The organism is Collinsella sp. OF02-10 (assembly GCF_003463445.1).
In the GTDB taxonomy this organism is placed as follows: domain Bacteria; phylum Actinomycetota; class Coriobacteriia; order Coriobacteriales; family Coriobacteriaceae; genus Collinsella.
This window is the reverse complement of sequence record NZ_QSCW01000003.1, coordinates 109,882-129,743: the sequence shown is the minus strand read 5'-3', so window position 1 is coordinate 129,743 and position 19,862 is coordinate 109,882. Positions and strand designations below refer to the sequence as shown.

At 63.9% G+C, this 19,862-nt stretch carries 15 protein-coding genes; 6 read left to right on the top strand and 9 right to left on the bottom strand.

Features of this window, described 5'->3' with window-relative positions; genetic code table 11:
- Positions 1-17: 17 nt before the first annotated feature.
- Positions 18-2,471 (bottom strand): primosomal protein N', encoded by a 2,454-nt coding sequence (gene priA / locus DXA43_RS02925; RefSeq protein WP_117806211.1) that lies wholly within the window; start codon positions 2,469-2,471, stop codon positions 18-20.
- A 211-nt stretch (positions 2,472-2,682) separates the two neighbouring features.
- Entirely contained in the window at positions 2,683-4,158 is a 1,476-nt protein-coding gene (gene gltX, locus DXA43_RS02920; protein WP_117806210.1) for a glutamate--tRNA ligase, read from the bottom strand.
- A 283-nt stretch (positions 4,159-4,441) separates the two neighbouring features.
- Here gltX and metK point away from each other — a divergent pair, with 283 nt between their 5' ends.
- The 6 genes from metK (at position 4,442) to DXA43_RS02890 (ending at position 13,051) form a co-directional block, all read left to right on the top strand.
- On the top strand, positions 4,442-5,722 hold the full coding sequence (metK, locus tag DXA43_RS02915) for a methionine adenosyltransferase (RefSeq protein WP_117797910.1): 1,281 nt from the start codon (positions 4,442-4,444) through the stop codon (positions 5,720-5,722).
- A 309-nt stretch (positions 5,723-6,031) separates the two neighbouring features.
- Complete coding sequence (sdaAA, locus tag DXA43_RS02910; RefSeq protein ID WP_117806209.1) at positions 6,032-7,639, top strand: L-serine ammonia-lyase, iron-sulfur-dependent, subunit alpha; 1,608 nt, start codon at positions 6,032-6,034, stop codon at positions 7,637-7,639.
- A 149-nt stretch (positions 7,640-7,788) separates the two neighbouring features.
- Positions 7,789-9,513, top strand: a complete 1,725-nt coding sequence (locus tag DXA43_RS02905; protein ID WP_158564929.1) for a L,D-transpeptidase — start codon at positions 7,789-7,791, stop codon at positions 9,511-9,513.
- A gap of 132 nt (positions 9,514-9,645) precedes the next feature.
- Entirely contained in the window at positions 9,646-11,067 is a 1,422-nt protein-coding gene (locus DXA43_RS02900; protein ID WP_117806207.1) for an efflux RND transporter periplasmic adaptor subunit, read from the top strand.
- Positions 11,067-11,840 (top strand): ABC transporter ATP-binding protein, encoded by a 774-nt coding sequence (locus tag DXA43_RS02895; RefSeq protein ID WP_117806206.1) that lies wholly within the window; start codon positions 11,067-11,069, stop codon positions 11,838-11,840. The genes DXA43_RS02900 and DXA43_RS02895 overlap by 1 nt, the downstream gene beginning before the upstream one ends.
- Positions 11,837-13,051 (top strand): ABC transporter permease, encoded by a 1,215-nt coding sequence (locus DXA43_RS02890; RefSeq protein WP_117806205.1) that lies wholly within the window; start codon positions 11,837-11,839, stop codon positions 13,049-13,051. Before DXA43_RS02895 ends, DXA43_RS02890 begins: the two co-directional genes overlap by 4 nt.
- A 212-nt stretch (positions 13,052-13,263) precedes the next feature.
- On the opposite strand, the gene cobK is transcribed toward DXA43_RS02890, so the two are convergent.
- From cobK to DXA43_RS02855, 7 genes are read right to left on the bottom strand one after another with little or no spacing between them, the layout of a single operon-like run.
- A complete protein-coding gene (cobK, locus tag DXA43_RS02885) occupies positions 13,264-14,037 on the bottom strand; it encodes a precorrin-6A reductase (protein WP_117633800.1) in 774 nt (257 codons plus the stop codon).
- A complete protein-coding gene (locus DXA43_RS02880; RefSeq protein ID WP_117806204.1) occupies positions 14,034-14,675 on the bottom strand; it encodes a precorrin-8X methylmutase in 642 nt (213 codons plus the stop codon). Before DXA43_RS02880 ends, cobK begins: the two co-directional genes overlap by 4 nt.
- Positions 14,676-15,191, bottom strand: a complete 516-nt coding sequence (locus DXA43_RS02875; RefSeq protein ID WP_117806203.1) for a cob(I)yrinic acid a,c-diamide adenosyltransferase — start codon at positions 15,189-15,191, stop codon at positions 14,676-14,678.
- Entirely contained in the window at positions 15,188-16,687 is a 1,500-nt protein-coding gene (locus DXA43_RS02870; RefSeq protein WP_233540001.1) for a cobyric acid synthase, read from the bottom strand. The genes DXA43_RS02875 and DXA43_RS02870 overlap by 4 nt, the downstream gene beginning before the upstream one ends.
- The gene (locus tag DXA43_RS02865) at positions 16,680-17,903 is read right to left on the bottom strand and encodes a histidinol-phosphate transaminase (RefSeq protein ID WP_158564928.1); all 1,224 of its coding nucleotides are present in this window, start codon (positions 17,901-17,903) and stop codon (positions 16,680-16,682) included. Before DXA43_RS02865 ends, DXA43_RS02870 begins: the two co-directional genes overlap by 8 nt.
- Positions 17,900-18,874 carry an adenosylcobinamide-phosphate synthase CbiB gene (gene cbiB, locus DXA43_RS02860; protein WP_117806201.1) on the bottom strand — a complete coding sequence of 325 codons (975 nt, stop codon included), beginning with the start codon at positions 18,872-18,874 and terminating at the stop codon, positions 17,900-17,902. The genes DXA43_RS02865 and cbiB overlap by 4 nt, the downstream gene beginning before the upstream one ends.
- A complete protein-coding gene (locus DXA43_RS02855) occupies positions 18,874-19,830 on the bottom strand; it encodes a histidine phosphatase family protein (protein ID WP_233540000.1) in 957 nt (318 codons plus the stop codon). The genes cbiB and DXA43_RS02855 overlap by 1 nt, the downstream gene beginning before the upstream one ends.
- Positions 19,831-19,862 lie beyond the last annotated feature (32 nt).

Below are 19,862 nucleotides of genomic sequence, written 5' to 3'. Positions count from 1 at the left end.
GCCATCCTTTCGGGTTGTTACATCAAATCATAGGCGTCGACGTCAACGCTCACGCTCACGCCGCGCACAGAGCCCACCTCTTTGAGGCAGGCGTCGATATCATCAGAGACATGGTACCCCACGGGCGACTTCACAAGCAGATGGAAGCGGTAACGGTCCTTGGCTCTCTCGATTACACACGAAGCCGGGCCCAACACCTGCGGCATGGCACTCCCCGCCCTCAAAAAGTCGGGCGCGGCGGCATGCCAGCAGCGCTTAAGAAGCTTTGCAATGCGCCCAATGTAGTCCTGCGCGTCGTCTCGGTTCGCCGACCACACCAAGATGTTGACCAGGCGAACAAACGGCGGGTACAACGCGTCGCGGCGCTGGTCCAGATCGTAGTCGGTAAAGATCGAACGGTCGTGCTCGGCGACGGCGCGAATAACCGGGTCCTCGGGCAGATAGGTCTGGATGATGACCTCGCCAGGGCGATCGCCGCGACCGGCACGGCCGGCGACCTGCTCCAGCAAATCGTAGGCGCGCTCCCCTGCTCTAAAATCGGGCAGCTTTAACGCAAAGTCTGCATTGACCACGCCCACAAGCGTGACCTCGGGAAAGTCGAGGCCCTTGGCAATCATCTGGGTGCCCAGCAGCACCGCGCAATCGGCCGCATCGAACTGCTCGAGCAGCTTTTTGTGCGCGTCCTTGCCGCGCGTGGAATCGGCGTCCATGCGTATGATGGCGACGTCGTCGGGCAACATCTGGTGGAGAGCGTCCTCGATCTGCTGCGTGCCCAGGCCCATTTTTGCCAGGTAGCGACTGCCACATTTGGGGCAACGGCTCGTGGGCGCGGGATACGGCCGCACGCGCCAGGAGGATCCGCATGTGTGACATTGCAGCGTGTGCGTGCGCTCGTGATACGTAAGCGCGGTGGAGCAGTGGTTGCAGGTGGGAACGCAGCCGCACTCGCGACACATCAGGAACGGCGCAAAGCCACGGCGGTTATGCAGCAGCACGGCCTTCTCGCGGTGCTCTACAACGCGCTCCAAACCTTCCATCAGCGGTTTAGAGAACATTGAACGGCTACCGTGCGAAAACTCGCGGCGCAGGTCGGCAATGCGGACCTCGGGCAGCACGGCGTGTCCCGGGCGCTCGGGCATCTCGACGCGCGTCCAAGTGGTGCCGTTATACGTTCCACGGCGGCAGTGGTCGAGGGCCTCGGCCGAGGGCGTGGCGGAGCCCAACACGAGCGGGCAGCGGTAGCGCCGCGCCATCTCGGCCGCCACCTCGCGCGCGTGGTAGCGCGGACTGGACCCCTGCTTGTAGCTGGTCTCGTGCTCCTCGTCAATGATGATGAGGCCCAGGTCGCCAAGCGGGCAAAAGAGCGCCGAACGTGCGCCGACGACCACGCGGGCCGCACCGCTGGCAACCATATCCCACTGGTCCAGGCGCTCGCCGGCCGAAAGCCGCGAATGGAACACGGCGACCGTCTCGCCAAAGCGCGAACGGAAGCGGCCGACGGTCTGGGCCGTCAGCGAAATCTCGGGCACCAGCACGCAGGCCGAGCGACCGGCTGCGAGCACGCGCTCGATGGCGGAGAGGTAAACCTCGGTTTTGCCGGAGCCGGTGACGCCGTCGACCAGCACCACGTCGCCATGAGCGTCCAGACGGGCGCGCTCAATCTGCGCGAGTGCCTGTTGCTGGCCACTGGTAAGGGAGACCGGCGCTTTGCCGCTTGCCGAGGACAGCGTGGTCTGCTCGCCGCAGCCACGCCAGGCGCGGCGCTCTTCCACCACCACAACGCCGCGTTTTTCGAGCGCCTTGATGGTCGCCGACATGCTGTTATAGAGAAGGTTGAGGTCGCGCGTCGTGACCGGTCCGCACTGGAGCGCCTCGATGAGTTGGCGCTGGCGGACCGCGGTCTTGGGTGGCGTGTAGTCAAAGCCTTCGGGCGTAAGCATCACCCAGCGGTTTTGGATGGGTTTGACGGCTGGACGTTCAACCGTCCACACGCCGTCGTCGCCCTTGACCACACGCGGGCTGCCGCCCGGTGGCAAAAACAGGCGCAGGCACTCGGAAAGCGTCGCGACATACTCGCGGCTCATCCAGCGCGCAATGCGTGCAGCCTCGGCGGTAAAGAGCGGTTTGCTGAGGATGGCTTCGACAGGCTTGATGCGCGAAAGGTCAAGGGCGTTGTTGCCTTGCAGGTCGCCCAGCTCGGGCGCAATATCGACGATGTAGCCTGCGGCGGCACGGTTGCCAAAGTGGACCAGGACCGTGGATCCGATCTGGACCTCGTTGGCAAGGGACTCGGGAATGCCGTAGGCGAATGGCTCGGACAGCGCTCGGGTAGGAATGTCGAGAACCACGCTCGCGTAGGCAGCGATGGGCTCAGGTGCAGGCTTAGGCTGAGCCGAGGCAGCGGCAGGCATGAGCTTCACCAGAGCCTCCTCCGGTTCCGGTGAACCAAACAGCGACAGTTGTTGAGCCATACACCACCTCTAACGAACGGACCTGAAAGGGGTGGGACAAAATAATCAGTAGTGTTTGTCCCATGGCCGATACGAGTGTCGAGCTTGTTGCGTCGCTCGAACACGGGACAAACACCACTGATTATTTTGTCCCAGCAACCCACTCATCGGTACAGAAACAAGAGCCCCGCTCGGGGTGAACGGGGCTCGAATACATACGTTTACGCGTCTACTACAGCGCCATCGTGCGGGCGCGGTCGATGCGTGCCAGGCAGTCGTCGCGGCCGACGAGCGCCATGGTCTCGCCCAGCGGGGGGCTCACCATGTTGCCGCAGACGGCGACGCGCACGGCCTGGAATACCACGCGCTTCTTGAGGTCCATCTGCTCGGGCAGCGGCTCAAGCGCGGCGTCGATGGCCTCGGCAGTCCACTCGTCCACGCCCTCGAGCGCGGCCTTGGCGGCGTCCAGAATGGAACCCATACCCTCCTTGGCCAGGCCCTTGTTAACGGATTTCTCGTCATACTCGAGCGTCTCGGCCGTAGCAAAGATGGGAGCGGCGACGGTCACGGCGTCGGCCGGCATCTTGGTGCGCGGCTTGACGATGGCGGCAAGCGCATCAATCCAGTCCTCGCCGTACTCGACGTTGCCCTCGATGAGGCCTGCCTCGTGCAGTTCGGGGACCATGATTTCATCGGCAAACTGCGCGTCGGACATGCCGTTGATGTACTCGGCATTGACCCAATCGAGCTTCTTGGGATCAAAGGTCGCCGGGTTCTTGGAGATGCGGTCGAGCGAGAACTTGCTGGCCAGGACATCGCGCGGGATGATCGTGGTCTCGCCGTCGAGCGACCAGCCAAGCAGCGCCAGGTAGTTGACGAAGGCGTCGGAAAGGTAACCGGCGTCGCGGTACTCCTCCACCGAAGTTGCGCCGTGGCGCTTGGAGAGCTTCTTACCGTCGGCGCCCAGGATCATGGAGATGTGGGCGAACGTGGGCACGGGCGCGCCGAGGGCCTCGTAGACCATGACCTGGCGCGGGGTGTTGGACAGGTGGTCGTCGCCGCGGATGACATGGGTGATCTTCATCATGGCGTCGTCGACGACGGTCGCGAAGTTGTACGTGGGCGTGCCATCGGAGCGGAAGATGACAAAGTCGTCGAGCTCCTTGGCGTCGAAGGTCACCTCGCCGTGAACGGCGTCGTGGATGACGACGTCGCCGCGGTCCTCGGGCACCCTGATGCGCAGGACGTAGGACTCGCCGGCCTCGATGCGGCGGCGGGCCTCCTCGGGATCAAGATCGCGGCAACGACGCTGATAGCCCTGGAAGGGGTCCTTGCGCTCCTGCGCGGCCTTGCGGTCGGCGTCGAGCTGCTCCTTGGTGCAGAAGCAGGGATAGGCCTTGCCCTCGTCCCAAAGTTTCTGGGCGGCCTGCTTGTACAGGTCCAGGCGCCCAGTCTGGGCGTAGGGGCCAAAGTCGCCGCCTACCTCGGGACCCTCGTCCCAGTCCAGGCCCAGCCAACGCATGGCGCGCAGGATGATCTGCGTGTTCTCGTCGGTGGAGCGGGTGGGATCGGTGTCGTCGATGCGCAGGATGAACGTGCCGCCGTTAGCACGGGCGAAAGCCCAGTTATAGATAGCGGTGCGGGCGCCGCCGATGTGCAGCTTGCCCGTCGGTGAGGGTGCAAAGCGGACGCGAACGTCTGATGCCATGGAAATCTCCTCGATTGCAGGATGGATGTCTAACCGCACCAGTATAAAGCATCAAAGCAACCTCCGCACAAAGGGCACCGACCCAGTCATTGGGGACAGACTTAAATGATCAGTCTTTGGGCAACCTGTCGGCACTTAGGTAAGGCTGGTCATTTAAGTCTGTCCCCAATGAGTAGGTGCGGAAAGGGTGTGAATGTTTGATTTACGCGCTATGATGTGCCCTTGCATAGAGAGCCCGGCGGAATGGTAACGGTCGCCGGGACACGTTTTTGAAAGGACAATCATGTCAGAAGAACTTCGTTCCATCCCACCCCAACACGGGTCCTTTGTTTTTACGTCGGAGTCGGTGACCGAAGGTCATCCCGATAAGATCGCTGACCAGATCAGCGACGCCGTCCTCGACGCAATCCTCGCCAAAGAAATAGAGCTGCAGGAGCAGGGCTATATTGCGCCCAACGGTGTGCCCGCCAACGTAGAGAACGTCCGCTGCGCCTGCGAGACCCTCGTGACCACCGGCACGGTCATTGTCGCCGGCGAGATTCGCACCCAGGCCTACGTCGACGTACAGGAAATCGCCCGCGGCGTCATCCGCCGCATTGGCTACAACCGCGCCAAGTTCGGTTTTGACTGCGACACCTGCGGCGTTATGAGCCTCATCCACGAGCAGTCGCCCGATATCGCCCAGGGCGTTGACGAGTCCTTCGAGACCCAGACCGGCGCTACCACCGACCCGATCGACCTGATCGGCGCCGGCGACCAGGGCATGATGTTCGGTTATGCCTCCAACGAGACCAAGACCCTCATGCCCATGCCACACTACCTGGCAAGCCGCCTGGCCGAGCGCCTGGCCGCCGTGCGTCACGACGGTACCCTCGCCTATCTGCGTCCCGACGGCAAGACCCAGGTCACCGTGCGCTACGAGGAAGGCAAGCCCGTCGAGGTCACGACCATCGTCATCTCCACGCAGCACGCCGCCGAGATCGAGGACATGGGCAAGATCAAGGCCGACCTCATCGAGCACGTCATCACCCCGGTCATGGCCGCCGAGAACATGCCGTGGGACAACGCGGAGATCTACGTGAACCCCACCGGTCGCTTTGTCGTGGGCGGCCCCATGGGCGACACGGGCCTCACCGGCCGCAAGATCATCGTCGACACCTACGGCGGCTACGGCCGTCACGGCGGTGGCGCCTTTAGCGGCAAGGACTGCACCAAGGTCGACCGTTCCGCCGCGTATGCCGCGCGCTGGGTCGCTAAGAACGTGGTCGCCGCCGGTCTGGCCGACCGCTGTGAAGTCGAGCTCGCCTACGCCATCGGCGTTTCCAAGCCCCTCTCAATCATGGTCGACACCTTCGGTACCGCGCATGTTGCCGAGGACAAGATCGTCGAGGCCGTCGAGAAGACCTTCGACCTGCGCCCGGGCGCAATCATCCGCGACCTAGACCTGCGTCGCCCCATCTACGAAAAGACGGCAGCCTACGGTCACTTCGGCCGCGAAGACGCCGACTTCACCTGGGAGAAAACCGATCGAGTCGAAGAACTCAAAGCAGCCTGCGGCCTATAAGCTAGTGGCAAAAGCTGCAGCCAAATAAAAACGCACCAAAAGGAGGTACCGGAACAACCGGTACCTCTTTTTATTAAGCGAAGGTGAAGATGCTTCGATATAAGCCTACGCTGCGTCACCAGCTAATGAATTTTGCAGCACGGGCACTTCTACCATGTATCCTTAGTCCCGAGGGCGGGGCATAAGGTCGATCGCGAGTTCCGCACGAGCCGGAGAGCACTTAATGTGCTCTCCGTGCGAGCAGGACTGTCCGAGCAGGCGACCTTATGCCCCGCCCTCGGGACGATGGGACAAAACAAAGGAGCAGCCATGGCAGGCAAGCCGCAAACACTAGCTACGACCTCGGCATTCGAGATCTTGGGGCCCGTCATGGTCGGCCCCAGCTCATCGCACACCGCCGGCGCCCTGCGGTGCGCCCAAGTTGCCGCCAGCCTGCTGGAAGGCCGCATCACTAAGGTCACCTTTGGCCTGTGGAACTCCTTTGCCCACACCTACCGCGGCCACGGCACCGATCGTGCGCTCGTCGCGGGCATCCTGGGCCTCGACACCGATGACGAGAACATCAAGCAGGCCTTCGACCTCGCACGCGAGCAGGGCCTCGAATATCACTTTGACATCAAGGGCGACGACGCCTCCATCCATCCCAACACCGTCGACATCGACATGGCCGACGATACGGGCGCCACGGCGCAGGTCCGCGGCGAGAGCCTCGGCGGCGGCAAAATGCGCATCAGCCGCATTAACGGCGTCGGCGTCGATATCTCGGGCATGTATTCCACGCTCTTCGTGGCACACCAGGACGTCCCCGGTGTGCTCGCCGCGCTCACGAACCTGCTCGCCTACGCACATGTAAACATCGCCTTCTGCCGCACCTACCGCACCGAAGTGGGCGGCCAGGCATACTCCGTCTTTGAAACCGATGGCGCCCCCGACGACACCGTCATCCCCATGCTGCGCAAGCTCGACAATGTAAACTACGCCACCTTTATCGAGCTCCCGGGCTCGGCCTCGTCGCTCTCCCCCGGCGTCTCGGCCAAGGAAATCTTCGACGACGGCGAGCAGCTGCTCGATGCGTGCGAGGAACTCGGCCTCAACATCGGCGCCGTAATGGCCATACGCGAGGCTCGCCTGACCGGCGAGGCCCACGCCGTCGCTGCCATGCGCCGCGTCCTCGAGGTCATGCGCGAGGAGACTACGGCCCCCATCGCCAATCCTCAGCGCTCGCTCGGCGGGCTTATCGGCGGCGAGGCCAAGCTCGTTGATGCCACCGGCCGCAACGACTTGAGCGTAAGCCTGATGGGCGCCGTCCAGACCGATGCCGTGGCCCGCGCCATGGCCGTCCTTGAGCGCTCCGCCACAATGGGAGTGATCGTCGCCGCCCCCACGGCCGGCTCCGCAGGCGTCGTGCCCGGCTGCGTGCTGGCGCTCGCCGACCATCTGCAACTGGACGATGAGCAAGTCATGGACGCCCTCTACTGCGCCGCCGCCATCGGCCTCAACCTCACCACGAGCGCCTGCGTCGCCGGCGCCGAGGGCGGATGCCAAGCCGAGGTGGGAAGCGCGGCCGCCATGGCCGCCGCCGCGCTGGTGCAGATGCTCGGAGGCACGCCCGAGCAGGCACTCGACGCCAGCTCCATCGCCCTGAGCAACCTGCTGGGCCTGGTCTGCGACCCGGTGGGCGGCCTCGTGGAGGTGCCGTGCCAAAACCGCAATGCCATCGGCGTGGCCGCGGCATTTAGCTCGGCGCAGCTTGCACTTGCCGGTATCAAGAGCCTGGTGCCGTTTGACCAGATGGCGCACGTCATGCTCTCCGTGGGCCACGCGTTGCCGGCCACGCTGCGCGAGACGGCAAAAGGTGGCATCGCGCAGGCTCCGGCCGCACTTTCGGCCTGTGCAAAATGCGGTGTGTGCGGATAGCGACAAAGATAGACTCGAAGGTGGGACAAATGTCCCACCTCTTTTGAATGCCACCGTTTCCATACCACAAACAACTGGGTAATCGCTATAATGCAAGCCCAGTAAAAACACGATGAGCCGCAAGGCGAAATTCGAAGGATATGCATACGATGTCGCAAAACGATCGAACTCAACTGATCCCCGATCCGCAGCAGCCGAGCAGGCACACCGGGGGCGTTCAGTCGCCGCGTCCTATCGCGCCGAGCCGCGGTCAGCAGCGAGGTGCGGCAAACGTTTCCCAACGTCCGAACCAGCAGCGTCAGCCACGTCAGCAGCGCCAGGCAAACGGCAATGCGCCCAAGCAGCCCCACGTGCACGGTCGAGGCGATCGCGACCCCGCGCGCAAACCCGCCGAGAACAATAAGTCGGGCAAAAAGACGACGCTCTTTGTTGTCCTGGGTCTTATCGTCATTGTCTATATCGTAGGCGTCGTAGCGTTTTCCCAGCTAGCCTACCCCAACACCACCATCGCCGGCGTCGACGTCTCGTTCTCCAACGCTTCGTCTGCCGCCACCAAGGTCAACTCGGCATGGAAACACTATAAGCTCACCGTGACAGGCGATGACTTTAGCTGGACGTATCAGCCCGAGTCCGATGAGCCCATCGTCGACGGCGAAGCTGCCGCAAAAGAGATCATCAGCCACAACGAAGCCTTTGTATGGCCGGTCCGCCTTGTGGAATCCTTAAGCGGAAAGACCAAAACAACCGCTACCTCCAACGAAGTCGATCTTGATCAAGACGTCGACCTGTCCATGCTCTCCGACACTTTTGACCAAAAGAAGTTTGAGAAGGATCTGGGCGCCGCCATCGACGAGTTTAACGAGGGGCGTTCGGGCACGTTCGAGGCCAATAGCTCCTATGACGAGCAGGCCGGCAAGTTTACCGTCGAGAAGGCGCGCTCCAACGAAAAACTCGACCGCGAGCATGTCATTAAGTATGCCGAACTCGAGCTTGCCTCGCTGTCCGAGACCGTAGACCTTTCCAAGCTCGGCAACGATGCCTATGAACCGCTCAATGGAACGCTGACTGATGATCAGATTCAGACCGCATGCGATGCCGCCAACAACTTCCTGGGCGTCAACGTGACCCTCAAGCTCAACGGCGAGGATGCCGGCAAGGTTGATGGCAGCTCCGTGTTGCAGTGGATCAGCTTTGCCGATCCGGCCAACCCCACGCTCGATACGTCGCAAATCAGCAGCTGGGCAGCCGAGCTCGCCAACGGCTTCAATACCGTGGGCTCCACTCGCTGGTGGACGCGCGCCGATGGCAAGCAGTGCGCCGTCGAAGGCGGCGACTTTGGTTGGTGCATCGACAGCAGCTCGCTCGCCAAGCAGGTCGAGGACGCCATTAACAACAAACAGACCGGCGAAATCGAGATCAAGTACTCCCAGAAGGCCGACACCTTTACCGCAAAGGGAGAGCCCGACTGGAAGGCATACGTCGATGTCGATCTGTCCGAGCAGCACGCGCGCTACTACGACGAGAGCGGCAATATCGTGTGGGAGGCCAACTTTATCTCGGGAAAGCCGGGTGAGGACGCCACGCCCGAAGGCGTTTGGCAGATCAACAGCAACAATGGCGCCAGCAAGCTCATCGGTGCCAAGGACCCCGAGACCGGCAAGCCTAAATACGAGAGCCCGGTTAGCTACTGGATGCCGTTTGAGGGCAATATGGTCGGATTCCACGACGCCACCTGGCAAAACGATTCGAGTTTCGATAACGCCGAATCGTACAAGTGGTGCGGTAGCCACGGTTGTATCAACCTGCGTCTGGCCGATGCCAAGTCGCTCCACGAGCGCATCAAAGTCGGCCTCTGCGTGGTCGTGCACTCGTAACGCAGCTAACGTCTACAACAAGTAAACAGCACGGCGACAAAACTTACAGTACCGTCATCCGCAACTTCTATACGCCCGCCTATCGCGACGGGCGTATATACTTTTCGGAGCCATATCGATAAAGGAGACGCTATGTCCAAGGTCCCCACGATCAATCCGGGTCCTGACGATTCCGATCGCATGCCCCAAGATGCCACCGAGACCCTGCCGATTATCAGCGCTGCAGACACCAAGCAGCCCCAAACGAGTCTCGACGATTCGACCGATATCTCCGATGAAGAAGCCTATGCAAAGCTCAAGGCAAAGCGTGCCGAACGTCGACGCAAAAAGCTGATTCGACGCGGCATTGCCGCCGGCATCGTGGGTGTCATCGCGCTCATTGCTATTGTTGCAACCCTGGTTATCAATGCGCAGCCACAGGGCGATAGCGGGCCTGCGACCGACATGGTGACCGAGGGCACGTTTAGCACAACGGTCGAGGCAAAAGGGCAGCTCAAACCCATTTCGTCCTCAGTGGTCTCCCCTTCTGTCGACGGCACGGTCGATTCGATCAACGTGCAGGCAGGCCAATCCGTCAACGAGGGCGACGTGCTTATGACCATTAAAAACGACGAGCTCGATCGCAACGTTGCCGAGGCGCAGCGTGCAGTTGCAGCCGCTCAAGAAGACCTCGCCAACGCGCAGAAAGCCGCAGCTGCCGCGCAGGCCAACCCAACGACGGACGTCGACGGAGGTTCCGCAGCGGCTGGCATCTCCGCCGCATCGGCGGACACGAACGCCGTATCGGCCGCGCAGCGCAGCCTCACATCGGCCCAGGCAAACCTCGATCAGGCGAACGCCAAGGCCGCCAGCCGTACGGTCACGGCCCCGAGCTCGGGCAGCATCGTGGCGCTCAACGCCAAGGTGGGCGCCACGGTAACAGGCGGCATGATCATGGGCGAAAGCGATACGAGCGGCGGCAAGCAGTGCATGCAGATCGCCGACCTGTCCAAGATGAAGGTGACCGTGCAGGTGGGCGAAAAGGATATCGCCAAGATCGCCGTGGGCCAGAGCGCCAACGTGACCTATCCAGCGTTTCCCGATATCGTGAGCCAGGGAACGGTCACGGCCATCGCCTCGGTGGCAAACTCCGACTCCAACTCCGGCGGCGGCAGCGTGACCTTTAACGTCGACATCCTCATCGAAGCACCCGACAGTCGCCTTAAGCCGGGTATGACTGCCGAGGTCTCGGTAGTGACCGAGAAGCTCGACGACGTGGTTATGGTGCCGACCATGGCGCTGATGACCGAAGATGGCGAGCACTATTACGTCAATCTGGCCACCGATTCGGAAGGCAAGAAGACGCGCCGCGTGAAGGTGACCGTCGTGACGCAAAACGACAACGAGGCTGTAGTCGGTAAGACGCAGGTCAAGCGCGACGACCAGGGCAACGAGATCAACCCCAACGTGCCGGTTACCAAGCTGCGCGATGGCGACACCCTCGTCATGGACACCGGAGCTGACGGCGGCTACAGCGCGGATTCGGGCAGTATGTCTGCCGACGAGGGCATGTAATGCGTCCCGTTATCGACATCCGCAACGTGCACCGCATCTTTGAGAGCGAGGCAGGTTGCGCTCACATCTTGCACAACGTGAGCCTGGCGGTAGAACCCGGCGAGTTCGTCGCCATTACCGGCCCTTCGGGCTCGGGCAAGTCGACGCTCATGAACATCCTGGGCTGCCTGGACAAACCGACGGCGGGCGAATACTTCCTGCAAGGGCTCAACGTCGCCGAGCTCGACGATGACGAGCTCACCGAGGTGCGAGCGCTGAGCATCGGCTTTGTCTTTCAGAGCTTTAATCTGCTGCCGCGCCTGACGGTGATCGAAAACGTCATGCTGCCACTGTCCTACACCAATGTGCCGCGCAGCCAGCGCGAGATGCGCGCCGTGCACGCGCTGCAGGCCGTCACGCTGCCGGTCGACCACTGGGACCACCGCATATCAGAGCTCTCGGGCGGACAGATGCAGCGCGTCGCAATCGCGCGCGCCCTCGTCAATGACCCGCCCATCATTCTGGCCGACGAGCCGACGGGAAACCTGGACTCCGCTACCGGAGCGCTTGTGATGGAGACCTTCCATAAGCTCCAGAAGCGCGGCAAAACCATCGTTCTTATCACACACGACCCCGGCATCGCCGCCGAGGCCGACCGCGCCGTGACCATCCGCGACGGTCGCATTCACGACGGCGCGTATATTCCACATGCACCGCGGACACTGCGCAGCGCCGTAGATAGCCTGCCCATGATTTCCGCCTCCGCCAACCTGCCGAAAGGAGTGGTGGCATGAGCGCCCGCGATCTCATCCAGGAAGCCCTTCACTCGCTCGAAGCCAACAAGGGGCGCAGCCTGCTCACCATCCTGGGTATTGTCATCGGCATCGCCTCGGTTATCGCCATGACTTCGCTCATCGGCGGCATCCAAAACAGCCTGGTCAACAGTCTGGGCCTCAATGCGGCGCGCATGGTGCAAATCTATTCGTCGCAAGAACTCACCGAGTCGGACATCGAGAAGCTTCAAAAACTGGTGCCGCAGATAGAGCAGATCGGCATTGTCGACAGCGCGTATACCGAGTACAAGACCGGCGATAAAAGCTATACCGTCATGGCACAGGGTGTCGATAGCGACATGCTCGATGCCGTGGGGGCCAGCAAGCTCGTTGCGGGGCGCACCTACACCGATGTCGAGTCAAAGGCAGGCTCGCGCGTGGCGCTCATCAGCCGCGGCGGCGCCGATCAGCTTTACGGCAACGAACAGGATGCGCTGGGAAAAACCATCAAGGTGTCCAGCGGCGAGGTGCAGATTGTAGGCGTGATTGATGGCGGCAGCGACTCCATGGGCTCGCTCACGCTGTATATGCCACGCGAAACCATCGCTGGGCTGTTTGGCGACGAGAATCCTTCATTCCCCAGCGTGACGGCACTTGCCGCCGAGGGCACGGACATGGATGAGCTTTGTAAGGCCATCGAGTCCAAGGTGCGCGCGATGAAGGGCATCGAGGAGGAGGATGAGTACGACAGCGTATCGGCGACATCCATGAAAAGCGCCATCGATGCGCTCAACTCATTTATGGGCGCGTTCTCGCTCATCATGGGTGCTGTCGCCAGCATCTCGCTGCTTGTCGGCGGTATCGGCATTATGAATATGATGCTCACCAACGTGACTGAGCGCATTCGAGAGATCGGCATCCGCCGCGCTCTGGGCGCCAGTCGTCGCGATATCACTGCGCAGTTTTTGGCCGAGTCTTCGGCGCTGTGCGTCACCGGCGGACTGTTGGGTGTCCTGATAGGCTATCTGCTGGCCTGGGGTCTCGCGATGTTTGCCTCCGGATCCGGGATTCTTGGCGAGCTCGGAGCCAGCGGGCAAATCACACCGAGTTTTTCAATCGCCACGGTGCTGCTGGCCTTCGCCGTCTCCGTCGGCATTGGCGTAATCTTTGGCTTCTACCCCGCTCGCCGCGCGGCAAAGCTCGATCCGGTGGAGTGCCTACGCTACCAGTAAGCCACCACCAACAAGTTGCGGTGAATTAGGGACTGAAAATGCTATCTAGCAGCAAAAACAGACACTATTTCACCGCAACTTATTGAAGGGCTGTTTGCGCCAGTTCCGGGAGTCGTCCTCGAGCTATTGGTGGATGACGGGCTTGTAAGGGTCGAGCTTGCTCGGGACGCTCCTCCTCGCGGGCGGGAGGGCGCGCTAGGCGCGGCAAGCGCCTAGCGCGCGAACTCCCGTAAGAGCACGTCTTCCACTTCCCGAAGCGAAAGGGCCCCGCTTCCCTCGGCGGGACGGGTGACCACGATGCAGCGCGCTCCCACGTCGCGCGCGGCGGCGAGCTTCTCGGCCGTGCCGCCTACGGTTCCCGAGTCCTTAGTCACAAGCCACTGGGCGCCCACCTGCCGAAGCATCGCCTCGTTGAGCTCGCGGGTGAAGGGCCCCTGCATGCCGATGACGTGCGACGGCGAAAACCCCGCGTCGATGCACTTCGTTATAGCACCGGGCAGCGGGAGCACACGCACGAAGAAGCGCTCCGCGAAATCGGCGACGCTCGTGTAGGGAGCAAGCTCCTTGCTCCCCGTCGTGAGAAGCGCGCGACCCGGGTTCTCGGAGAGAAAGCGCGCCGCGCAGGCGATCGACGCGACCGGCACGACGCCTTTGGGCAGCGCCTCGACCGGGCGCGCAAGGCGCAGGCATCGTGCACCCACGGCGAGCGAAGCGGCCCGGATGTTGCCGCTTGCGAGCGTAGCGAAGGGGTGCGTGGCGTCGACAACGATGCACGCGCCGGAAAGCTCGCGCTCCATGTCGGCATCGTCGAGCCTGCCCGCATGCACCTCGATGCCCGGAAGCTCGCCCAAAAGCTCGCCTCCGTACTCGGTTGCCGCGTAGGCACGGGCGGGGATGCCCGCCCTGCTCGCCCATTCGCACAGAAGGCGGCCCTCGGTGGTGCCGGCGAAGATGCGCAGCGCCGGCGCGGATGCGGGCGCCGTCACTTCGGGCCGCCTGGGCGCGTGATCTGGTAGAGCAGCGCGTTCATAATGGCAGCCGCCACGGTCGAGCCGCCCTTGCGACCCCTCGCGACGATGGCTGGCACGCGTCGTGCGAGTAGCTCCTCTTTCGCCTCGACCACGTTCACAAACCCGACCGGCACCCCAACGACGAGCGCGGGCGCGATCTTCCCCGCGTCCATGAGCTCGGCGAGGCGCAGAAGTGCTGTGGGAGCGTTGCCGACGGCCACGATGAGCGGACCCTCGATGCCGCAAGCTTTGTCCATGCTCGCAACGGCGCGAGTCGTGCCCGCGGCGCGCGCAGCCGCGGCGACATCAGGGTCGGCCATGAAGCACACGGCCTTGCAGCCGAGCTTCGCGAGCGCGGGCTTGCTTATGCCTGCGAGCGCCATGTTCGTGTCGGTGAGCACCGTGGCCCCTGCGCGCAGCGCGTCGAGCGCACAGTGCGCGGCGTCATGGGTAAACACGAGGGAATCGGCGTACGAGAAGTCGGCAGTGGTGTGGATGACGCGCTTCACGACGGGCTCTTCGAGCGGCGGGAACGTGCGGCCGCCGAGCTCTTCGGTGATGATCTCGAAGCTGCGCCGCTCGATGTCGCCGGGCGCCATCTCCTTGGAATCCATCTAGTACTCCACTCCTTCCCTTGCACATATCCCCTGCTCGTAGGGATGTTTCTTGCACCGCATCTCGGTTATGTAGTCGGCCTTCTCCACGATCTTGCGGGAAGGCGCGCGCCCGGTGAGCGCTACTTCGACGCCGCGCGCGGACATATCGAGCGCGCGGTCCACGAGCGCCTCGTCGACAAGCCCCTTCGATAGCGCGTCGAGCGCCTCGTCGAGCACGAGCAGCCCCTCCTGAGCGCCCTCGAGCTCGGCGAGCGCGAAAGCGAGGTTCCCATCGTGCAGCTCGCACGTCGCGGCAAGTTCTTCCGACGTCATTGACCAGGTAAACTTGTCCGACACCTTCCCCGCGAACACGGGCACGCCGAAATGCTCGGCGAGCAGGCGCGCCTCCCCGCTTTCGCCGTCTTTCAGGAACTGCACGACGACGACGTGGCGACCTGCGGCGAGCATGCGAAGGGCGAGGCCCATCGCCGCCGTGGTCTTGCCTTTGCCGTCGCCATGATACACGTGGATCATACGCCCTCCTCGATAATGCGGTAGATATACTCCATGTCGAGCGCCCCGCGCACGACGTCGGCCAGGCGGTCGAATTCGCGCGCACGGTGATCGGCCGCGGACGCTGCGCCCGCAGCACCCACGACGCTCTCGGGCAGGCCGCGCATGCGCGCGAGCGAGCGCGCGAGGGCGAGCGCCACCCCCGGTTCGTCGAACAGGCCGTGGAGATAGGTTCCGAACACGTTTCCGCAGGCCGCGCCTTCTGGTTTGCCGCCAATCGTGCCCGCAGGAGCGCAGGAGACGGTCGTTTCTCCGTCGTGAATCTCGTACCCGCGCGCCGTCATGCCGTTCCACACCGAAAACGCGCCTTGGGCGCCCGTGATGCGCAGCTCCGACTGGGCGAGGCGCTTTTCCTCCTTGAACACCGTACTTGCAGGGATGAGCCCGAGCCCGCGCGCGGTGCCAGCGCCTTCCCTGCCGTGCGGGTCGGAAAGCTCGTCTCCCAAAAGCTGGTAGCCTCCGCATATGCCGAGCACCGGTGTGCCCGCGCCCGAAAGCGCGCGGACACAGGCTCCGATGCCGCTAGCCGCAAGCCAGCGCGCGTCGTCGAGCGTGGACTTCGAGCCGGGAAGCACCACCAGGTCGGGTCGGCCCAGATCGGTCGTCGAGGAAACGTAGCGCACGCCCATGCCGGGCACGCGCGAAAGCGGGTCGAAGTCGGTGAAGTTCGACAGATGCGGAAGGCGCACGACGGCGACATCGATGACGCCGCGCGCCTCGCGGGCAGATAGGCGCGGCGCGAGCGAGTCCTCGTCGTCCAGGTCAAGCGTAAGATACGGCACGACCCCCACGACGGGAACCCCGCACATCTTCTCGAGCGGGGCCAAACCCGGGCGCAGGATTTCCACATCGCCGCGGAACTTGTTCACCACAAGCCCCCGCAAAAGCGCGCGATCCTCGGGCGCAAAGAGCGCGACCGTGCCGTAGAGCTGGGCAAACACCCCGCCTGGGTCAATGTCGCCCGCGAGCAGCACGGGGGAGGACACGGCGCGCGCGAGCCCCATGTTGACGATGTCGTTTTCGGAAAGGTTGATTTCGGCGGGGCTGCCGGCGCCCTCGATGACGATGACGTCGTTTTCCTCCGCGAGCGAATCGAACGCCTCCAAAATCTGCGGCATGAGCGCCTTCTTTCGCGCGAAGTAGTCCCTCGCAGCGAAGGCTCCCTGCGCCTTGCCGGCCACGATGAGCTGGCTTCGGTGGTCGCTTTCAGGCTTGAGAAGGATGGGGTTCATGCGTACGTCGGGCGCGATGCCGCATGCCTCGGCCTGCATGATCTGGGCGCGCCCCATCTCGAGCCCGTCGGCCGTGACACCGCTGTTGAGCGCCATGTTCTGGCTCTTGAAGGGAGTCACGCGCAGGCCGTCCTGCGAAAGCACACGGCACAGTCCCGCCGCAAGCAGGCTCTTCCCCGCGTTCGACATGGTGCCCTGGATCATGATGGGCTTCGCCCTACCCACGGGTATCGACCTCCTTCGCCGAGCCTCGGCCATCCGCGCCCGCCATAGCGCCGCTGCAAGAAACGCCGCCCCATTCGTTGGGTTCGCCTTCGCCCGATGCACCTTCCGCCCGAAGCACGCGGCTGAACGCCATCGCAAGCCGGGCATTCTCCTTGCGCGTGCGCACCGCGACGCGGCACCAGAAACGGGACAGTACCGAAAACGAGTCGCACGTGCGGACCAAAACCCCCTGTTTATACAGGCGTTCGGGGATGTCTTTCGCCGGCGTGCGGACTAAAAGGAAGTTCGCATCCGATGGCACGACGGAAAGCCCGAGCGAGGAGAGCTCATGGGAAAGCCACGCTCGCTCGCCCGCCAATACATCGCGCGAGCGCGAGACGTATTCAACGTCTTCCAGGGCGGCGATGCCCGCGGCCTCGGCGACCGAGGAGACAGGCCACGCCTGCCCCGCCCGGCGAATCCCCTCGATGAGTTGGGCGTTTCCGCTGATCAGATATCCCAACCGCAACCCCGCCATTCCGTAGAGCTTGGTGAACGCGGAGAGCACGGCCACATGGCGCGAACACGCGGCGCGTGCGGCCACGCTCCTTTCGCGGGCGTCGGGCGCAAATCCGAGGAAGCACTCGTCCACGACGAGCAGCGCGCCCACCTGCTCGCAGCGGCAAGCCGCGGCCTCGATCACGCTGGGGTCGACGAGGCGCCCCGTCGGGTTGTTCGGATTGCAGAGGTACGCCACGTCTCCCGGCCCCTCGATCGCGCGGGCGAAGGAGGCGGGCACGTCGAAGTCGTCCGCTTCGGAGAGCGGGAACTCCTGCACGCATGCGCCGTAGTACGATGCCGCCTCCGCATATTCAGAGAACGTCGGCGCGCACACGACGATGCGTTTCGGGCGCACCGCCGCGGCGAGCCGCCAGATGATGTCGGACGCGCCCGCGCCGCAGACGATAGTATCTTCGGGAATGCCCTGGTCGCGCGCTAGCGCGCGAACGAGGGCGAGGCTTTCCCTATCGGGGTAGGCGTCGATTCGAGAAAGCGCCTTGCAAGCTGCGGCGACGGCGCGCGGCGAGGGGCCTGCCGGATTCACGTTCACCGAAAAGTCAATGAGGTCGGAGGCGCCCCCTTCGCAAGCGATGCCGAGCGATTGCGCGCTGCCCCCATGCGTACGGGCGCGCAGGATTCCCCCGGCAGCCCGGGGCGCGGCGTGGTCTTCCCTCATGCCATCGCCCCCACGGCGAGCACGACCGCCGCGCGCGCGGCGCCGAAGACGACGAGCGCGCATACGGACGCAGCGAGCATGAGCCTTGTCGCCCGGGCGATGTCGCCCCACTCGATTTCGCGGGACGCGTCTCCTATCGTCGGTTTCTCAACGAGCTTGCCGAAATACACCGCGGGTCCTGCCAGGCGCAGCCCGAGCGCGCCCGCGCACGCTGACTCGGTCTGCGCCGCGTTCGGGCTCGCATGGCGACGCCTGTCGCGGCGCCAGATGCGCGCCGCCCCGCGCGCGTCGAGCCCGACGATCGGGCACACGGCGATCATGAGCAGGGCCGATAAGCGCGCGGGAATCCAGTTCGCCGCATCGTCGAGGCGCGCCGAGGCGCAGCCGAAGTCGATGTAGCGCTCGTTTTTGTAGCCCACCATGCTGTCGAGCGTATTCACCGCCTTGTACGCCATGCCCAAGGGCGCACCCCCGATCAAAAGGTAGAAAAGCGGCGCGATGACGCCGTCGCTCGCGTTCTCCGCCACCGTTTCCACGGCGGCACGCGCGACGCCGTGCTCGTCGAGAACAGACGTGTCGCGTCCCACGATGAGCCCGACGGCTTCGCGCGCCGCGACAAGGCCGCCCTTCGAGAACGCGCGGGCCACGGCCAGGCTCTGGCGGCGCAGCTCGCATGTCGCGAGAATCTGATAGCTCGCCCATGCCTCGGCAACGAAGCGCAAGCCGGAGTGAACCATGCCGCAAAGATGCAGGATGCCCCAGGTCAAAAGCCCACACGCAAGCGGAAGCGCCACGGCGAGCACAAGACCTGCGGCGCGCGTGCCCGCGGACGTTTGCGGGAATGCGCCCCGCAGGCGGCCTTCGGCCCACGTGATCGCGCGCCCCATGGCGACGACGGGATGGGGAAGCCAGCGCGGGTCGCCGAAGGCAAGGTCGGCCGCGAACCCGGCGGCGACGGCAAGAATCGTCATCACCGGGCATCGCCCCCCGAAGCGGGGCGAACGTCGCGAAGGCAGCGCCCATCCCAGGTGGCGGCCCATGCGCCGCCCGGCTCGGTATGCACGTCGAAGTATCCAATTTTCGGGACAGCTAACTCGGAGAGCAGCGCTTTCACGGTACCCGCGTGAACGACGAAGACGGCGCGCCCACTCCCCTGGGCACGCTCCGATTTGCACGCCTCCCGAAACGCCGCGACGACGCGGCGGGTGAAATCGCTCTTGCCCTCGCCATGCGGGCAGCGCGTCTCGCACCAGGAGTCTACCCAGGCGCGGTAGCGCGCATCCTCTTTAAGCTCGGCGGCGCTTCGTCCCTCGAAGTCGCCGAAATCCATCTCGCGCAGACCGGGGCACGCCATAAGCTCCGCGTTCGGGAAGAGGATGCGCGCCGTCTGGTCGGTGCGGGCCATGCCGCTCGTGATAACACGGAACACGTCACGATAGCATGCGAGGTCGCGCAAAGCGCGCTCGCCCGCGCTCGACAGGGGCTCGTCGGTGCCCGCCCCGCTGTAGCGATGGTCTTCCGTGCCCGCCGTGGCACCATGGCGCACGAAGACGACTTCCAAAGGCGCGCCCGCGCCCTGCGTCCCTCGAGGCGCATCATCAAGGTTTCCCTTGATGACCTGGGGAATCCCGCACGTCATGCGCACGACGACGTCGGCGCGCGCAGCGAGCGCGCATCCCAGGCGCCCCGCGCGCTCGCGCCATTGGGCGTCTTCCGCACGCATAGGGACGACCCCCGAGCCGACCAAGGACAGAATCACTACGTCGAAGCCGATCAGCCGCTCGAGCGCCCGGTCAGCGTCGAGCGCGCGTACGAGTTCCTCAGCACAGTAAGCGACACGGCCGGCAAAAGCCGCGGGCACGCCGCCCTCCGCAAACTGCGCCGCGTCGACGAAATCGTCCGCCGCGAACCCGAGCTTTTCGCGCACGAAGGTCCTCTTCCCGGAATGCGCGCCACCTA

Excerpts from the sequence above, each read along its gene's own strand:
- priA (WP_117806211.1), bottom strand. The coding sequence starts at position 2,471 with ATGGCTCAACAACTGTCGCTGTTTGGTTCACCGGAACCGGAGGAGGCT.
- gltX (WP_117806210.1), bottom strand. The coding sequence starts at position 4,158 with ATGGCATCAGACGTTCGCGTCCGCTTTGCACCCTCACCGACGGGCAAG.
- metK (WP_117797910.1), top strand. The coding sequence starts at position 4,442 with ATGTCAGAAGAACTTCGTTCCATCCCACCCCAACACGGGTCCTTTGTT.
- sdaAA (WP_117806209.1), top strand. The coding sequence starts at position 6,032 with ATGGCAGGCAAGCCGCAAACACTAGCTACGACCTCGGCATTCGAGATC.
- DXA43_RS02905 (WP_158564929.1), top strand. The coding sequence starts at position 7,789 with ATGTCGCAAAACGATCGAACTCAACTGATCCCCGATCCGCAGCAGCCG.
- DXA43_RS02900 (WP_117806207.1), top strand. The coding sequence starts at position 9,646 with ATGTCCAAGGTCCCCACGATCAATCCGGGTCCTGACGATTCCGATCGC.
- DXA43_RS02895 (WP_117806206.1), top strand. The coding sequence starts at position 11,067 with ATGCGTCCCGTTATCGACATCCGCAACGTGCACCGCATCTTTGAGAGC.
- DXA43_RS02890 (WP_117806205.1), top strand. The coding sequence starts at position 11,837 with ATGAGCGCCCGCGATCTCATCCAGGAAGCCCTTCACTCGCTCGAAGCC.
- DXA43_RS02880 (WP_117806204.1), bottom strand. The coding sequence starts at position 14,675 with ATGGATTCCAAGGAGATGGCGCCCGGCGACATCGAGCGGCGCAGCTTC.
- DXA43_RS02875 (WP_117806203.1), bottom strand. The coding sequence starts at position 15,191 with ATGATCCACGTGTATCATGGCGACGGCAAAGGCAAGACCACGGCGGCG.
- DXA43_RS02865 (WP_158564928.1), bottom strand. The coding sequence starts at position 17,903 with ATGAGGGAAGACCACGCCGCGCCCCGGGCTGCCGGGGGAATCCTGCGC.
- cbiB (WP_117806201.1), bottom strand. The coding sequence starts at position 18,874 with ATGACGATTCTTGCCGTCGCCGCCGGGTTCGCGGCCGACCTTGCCTTC.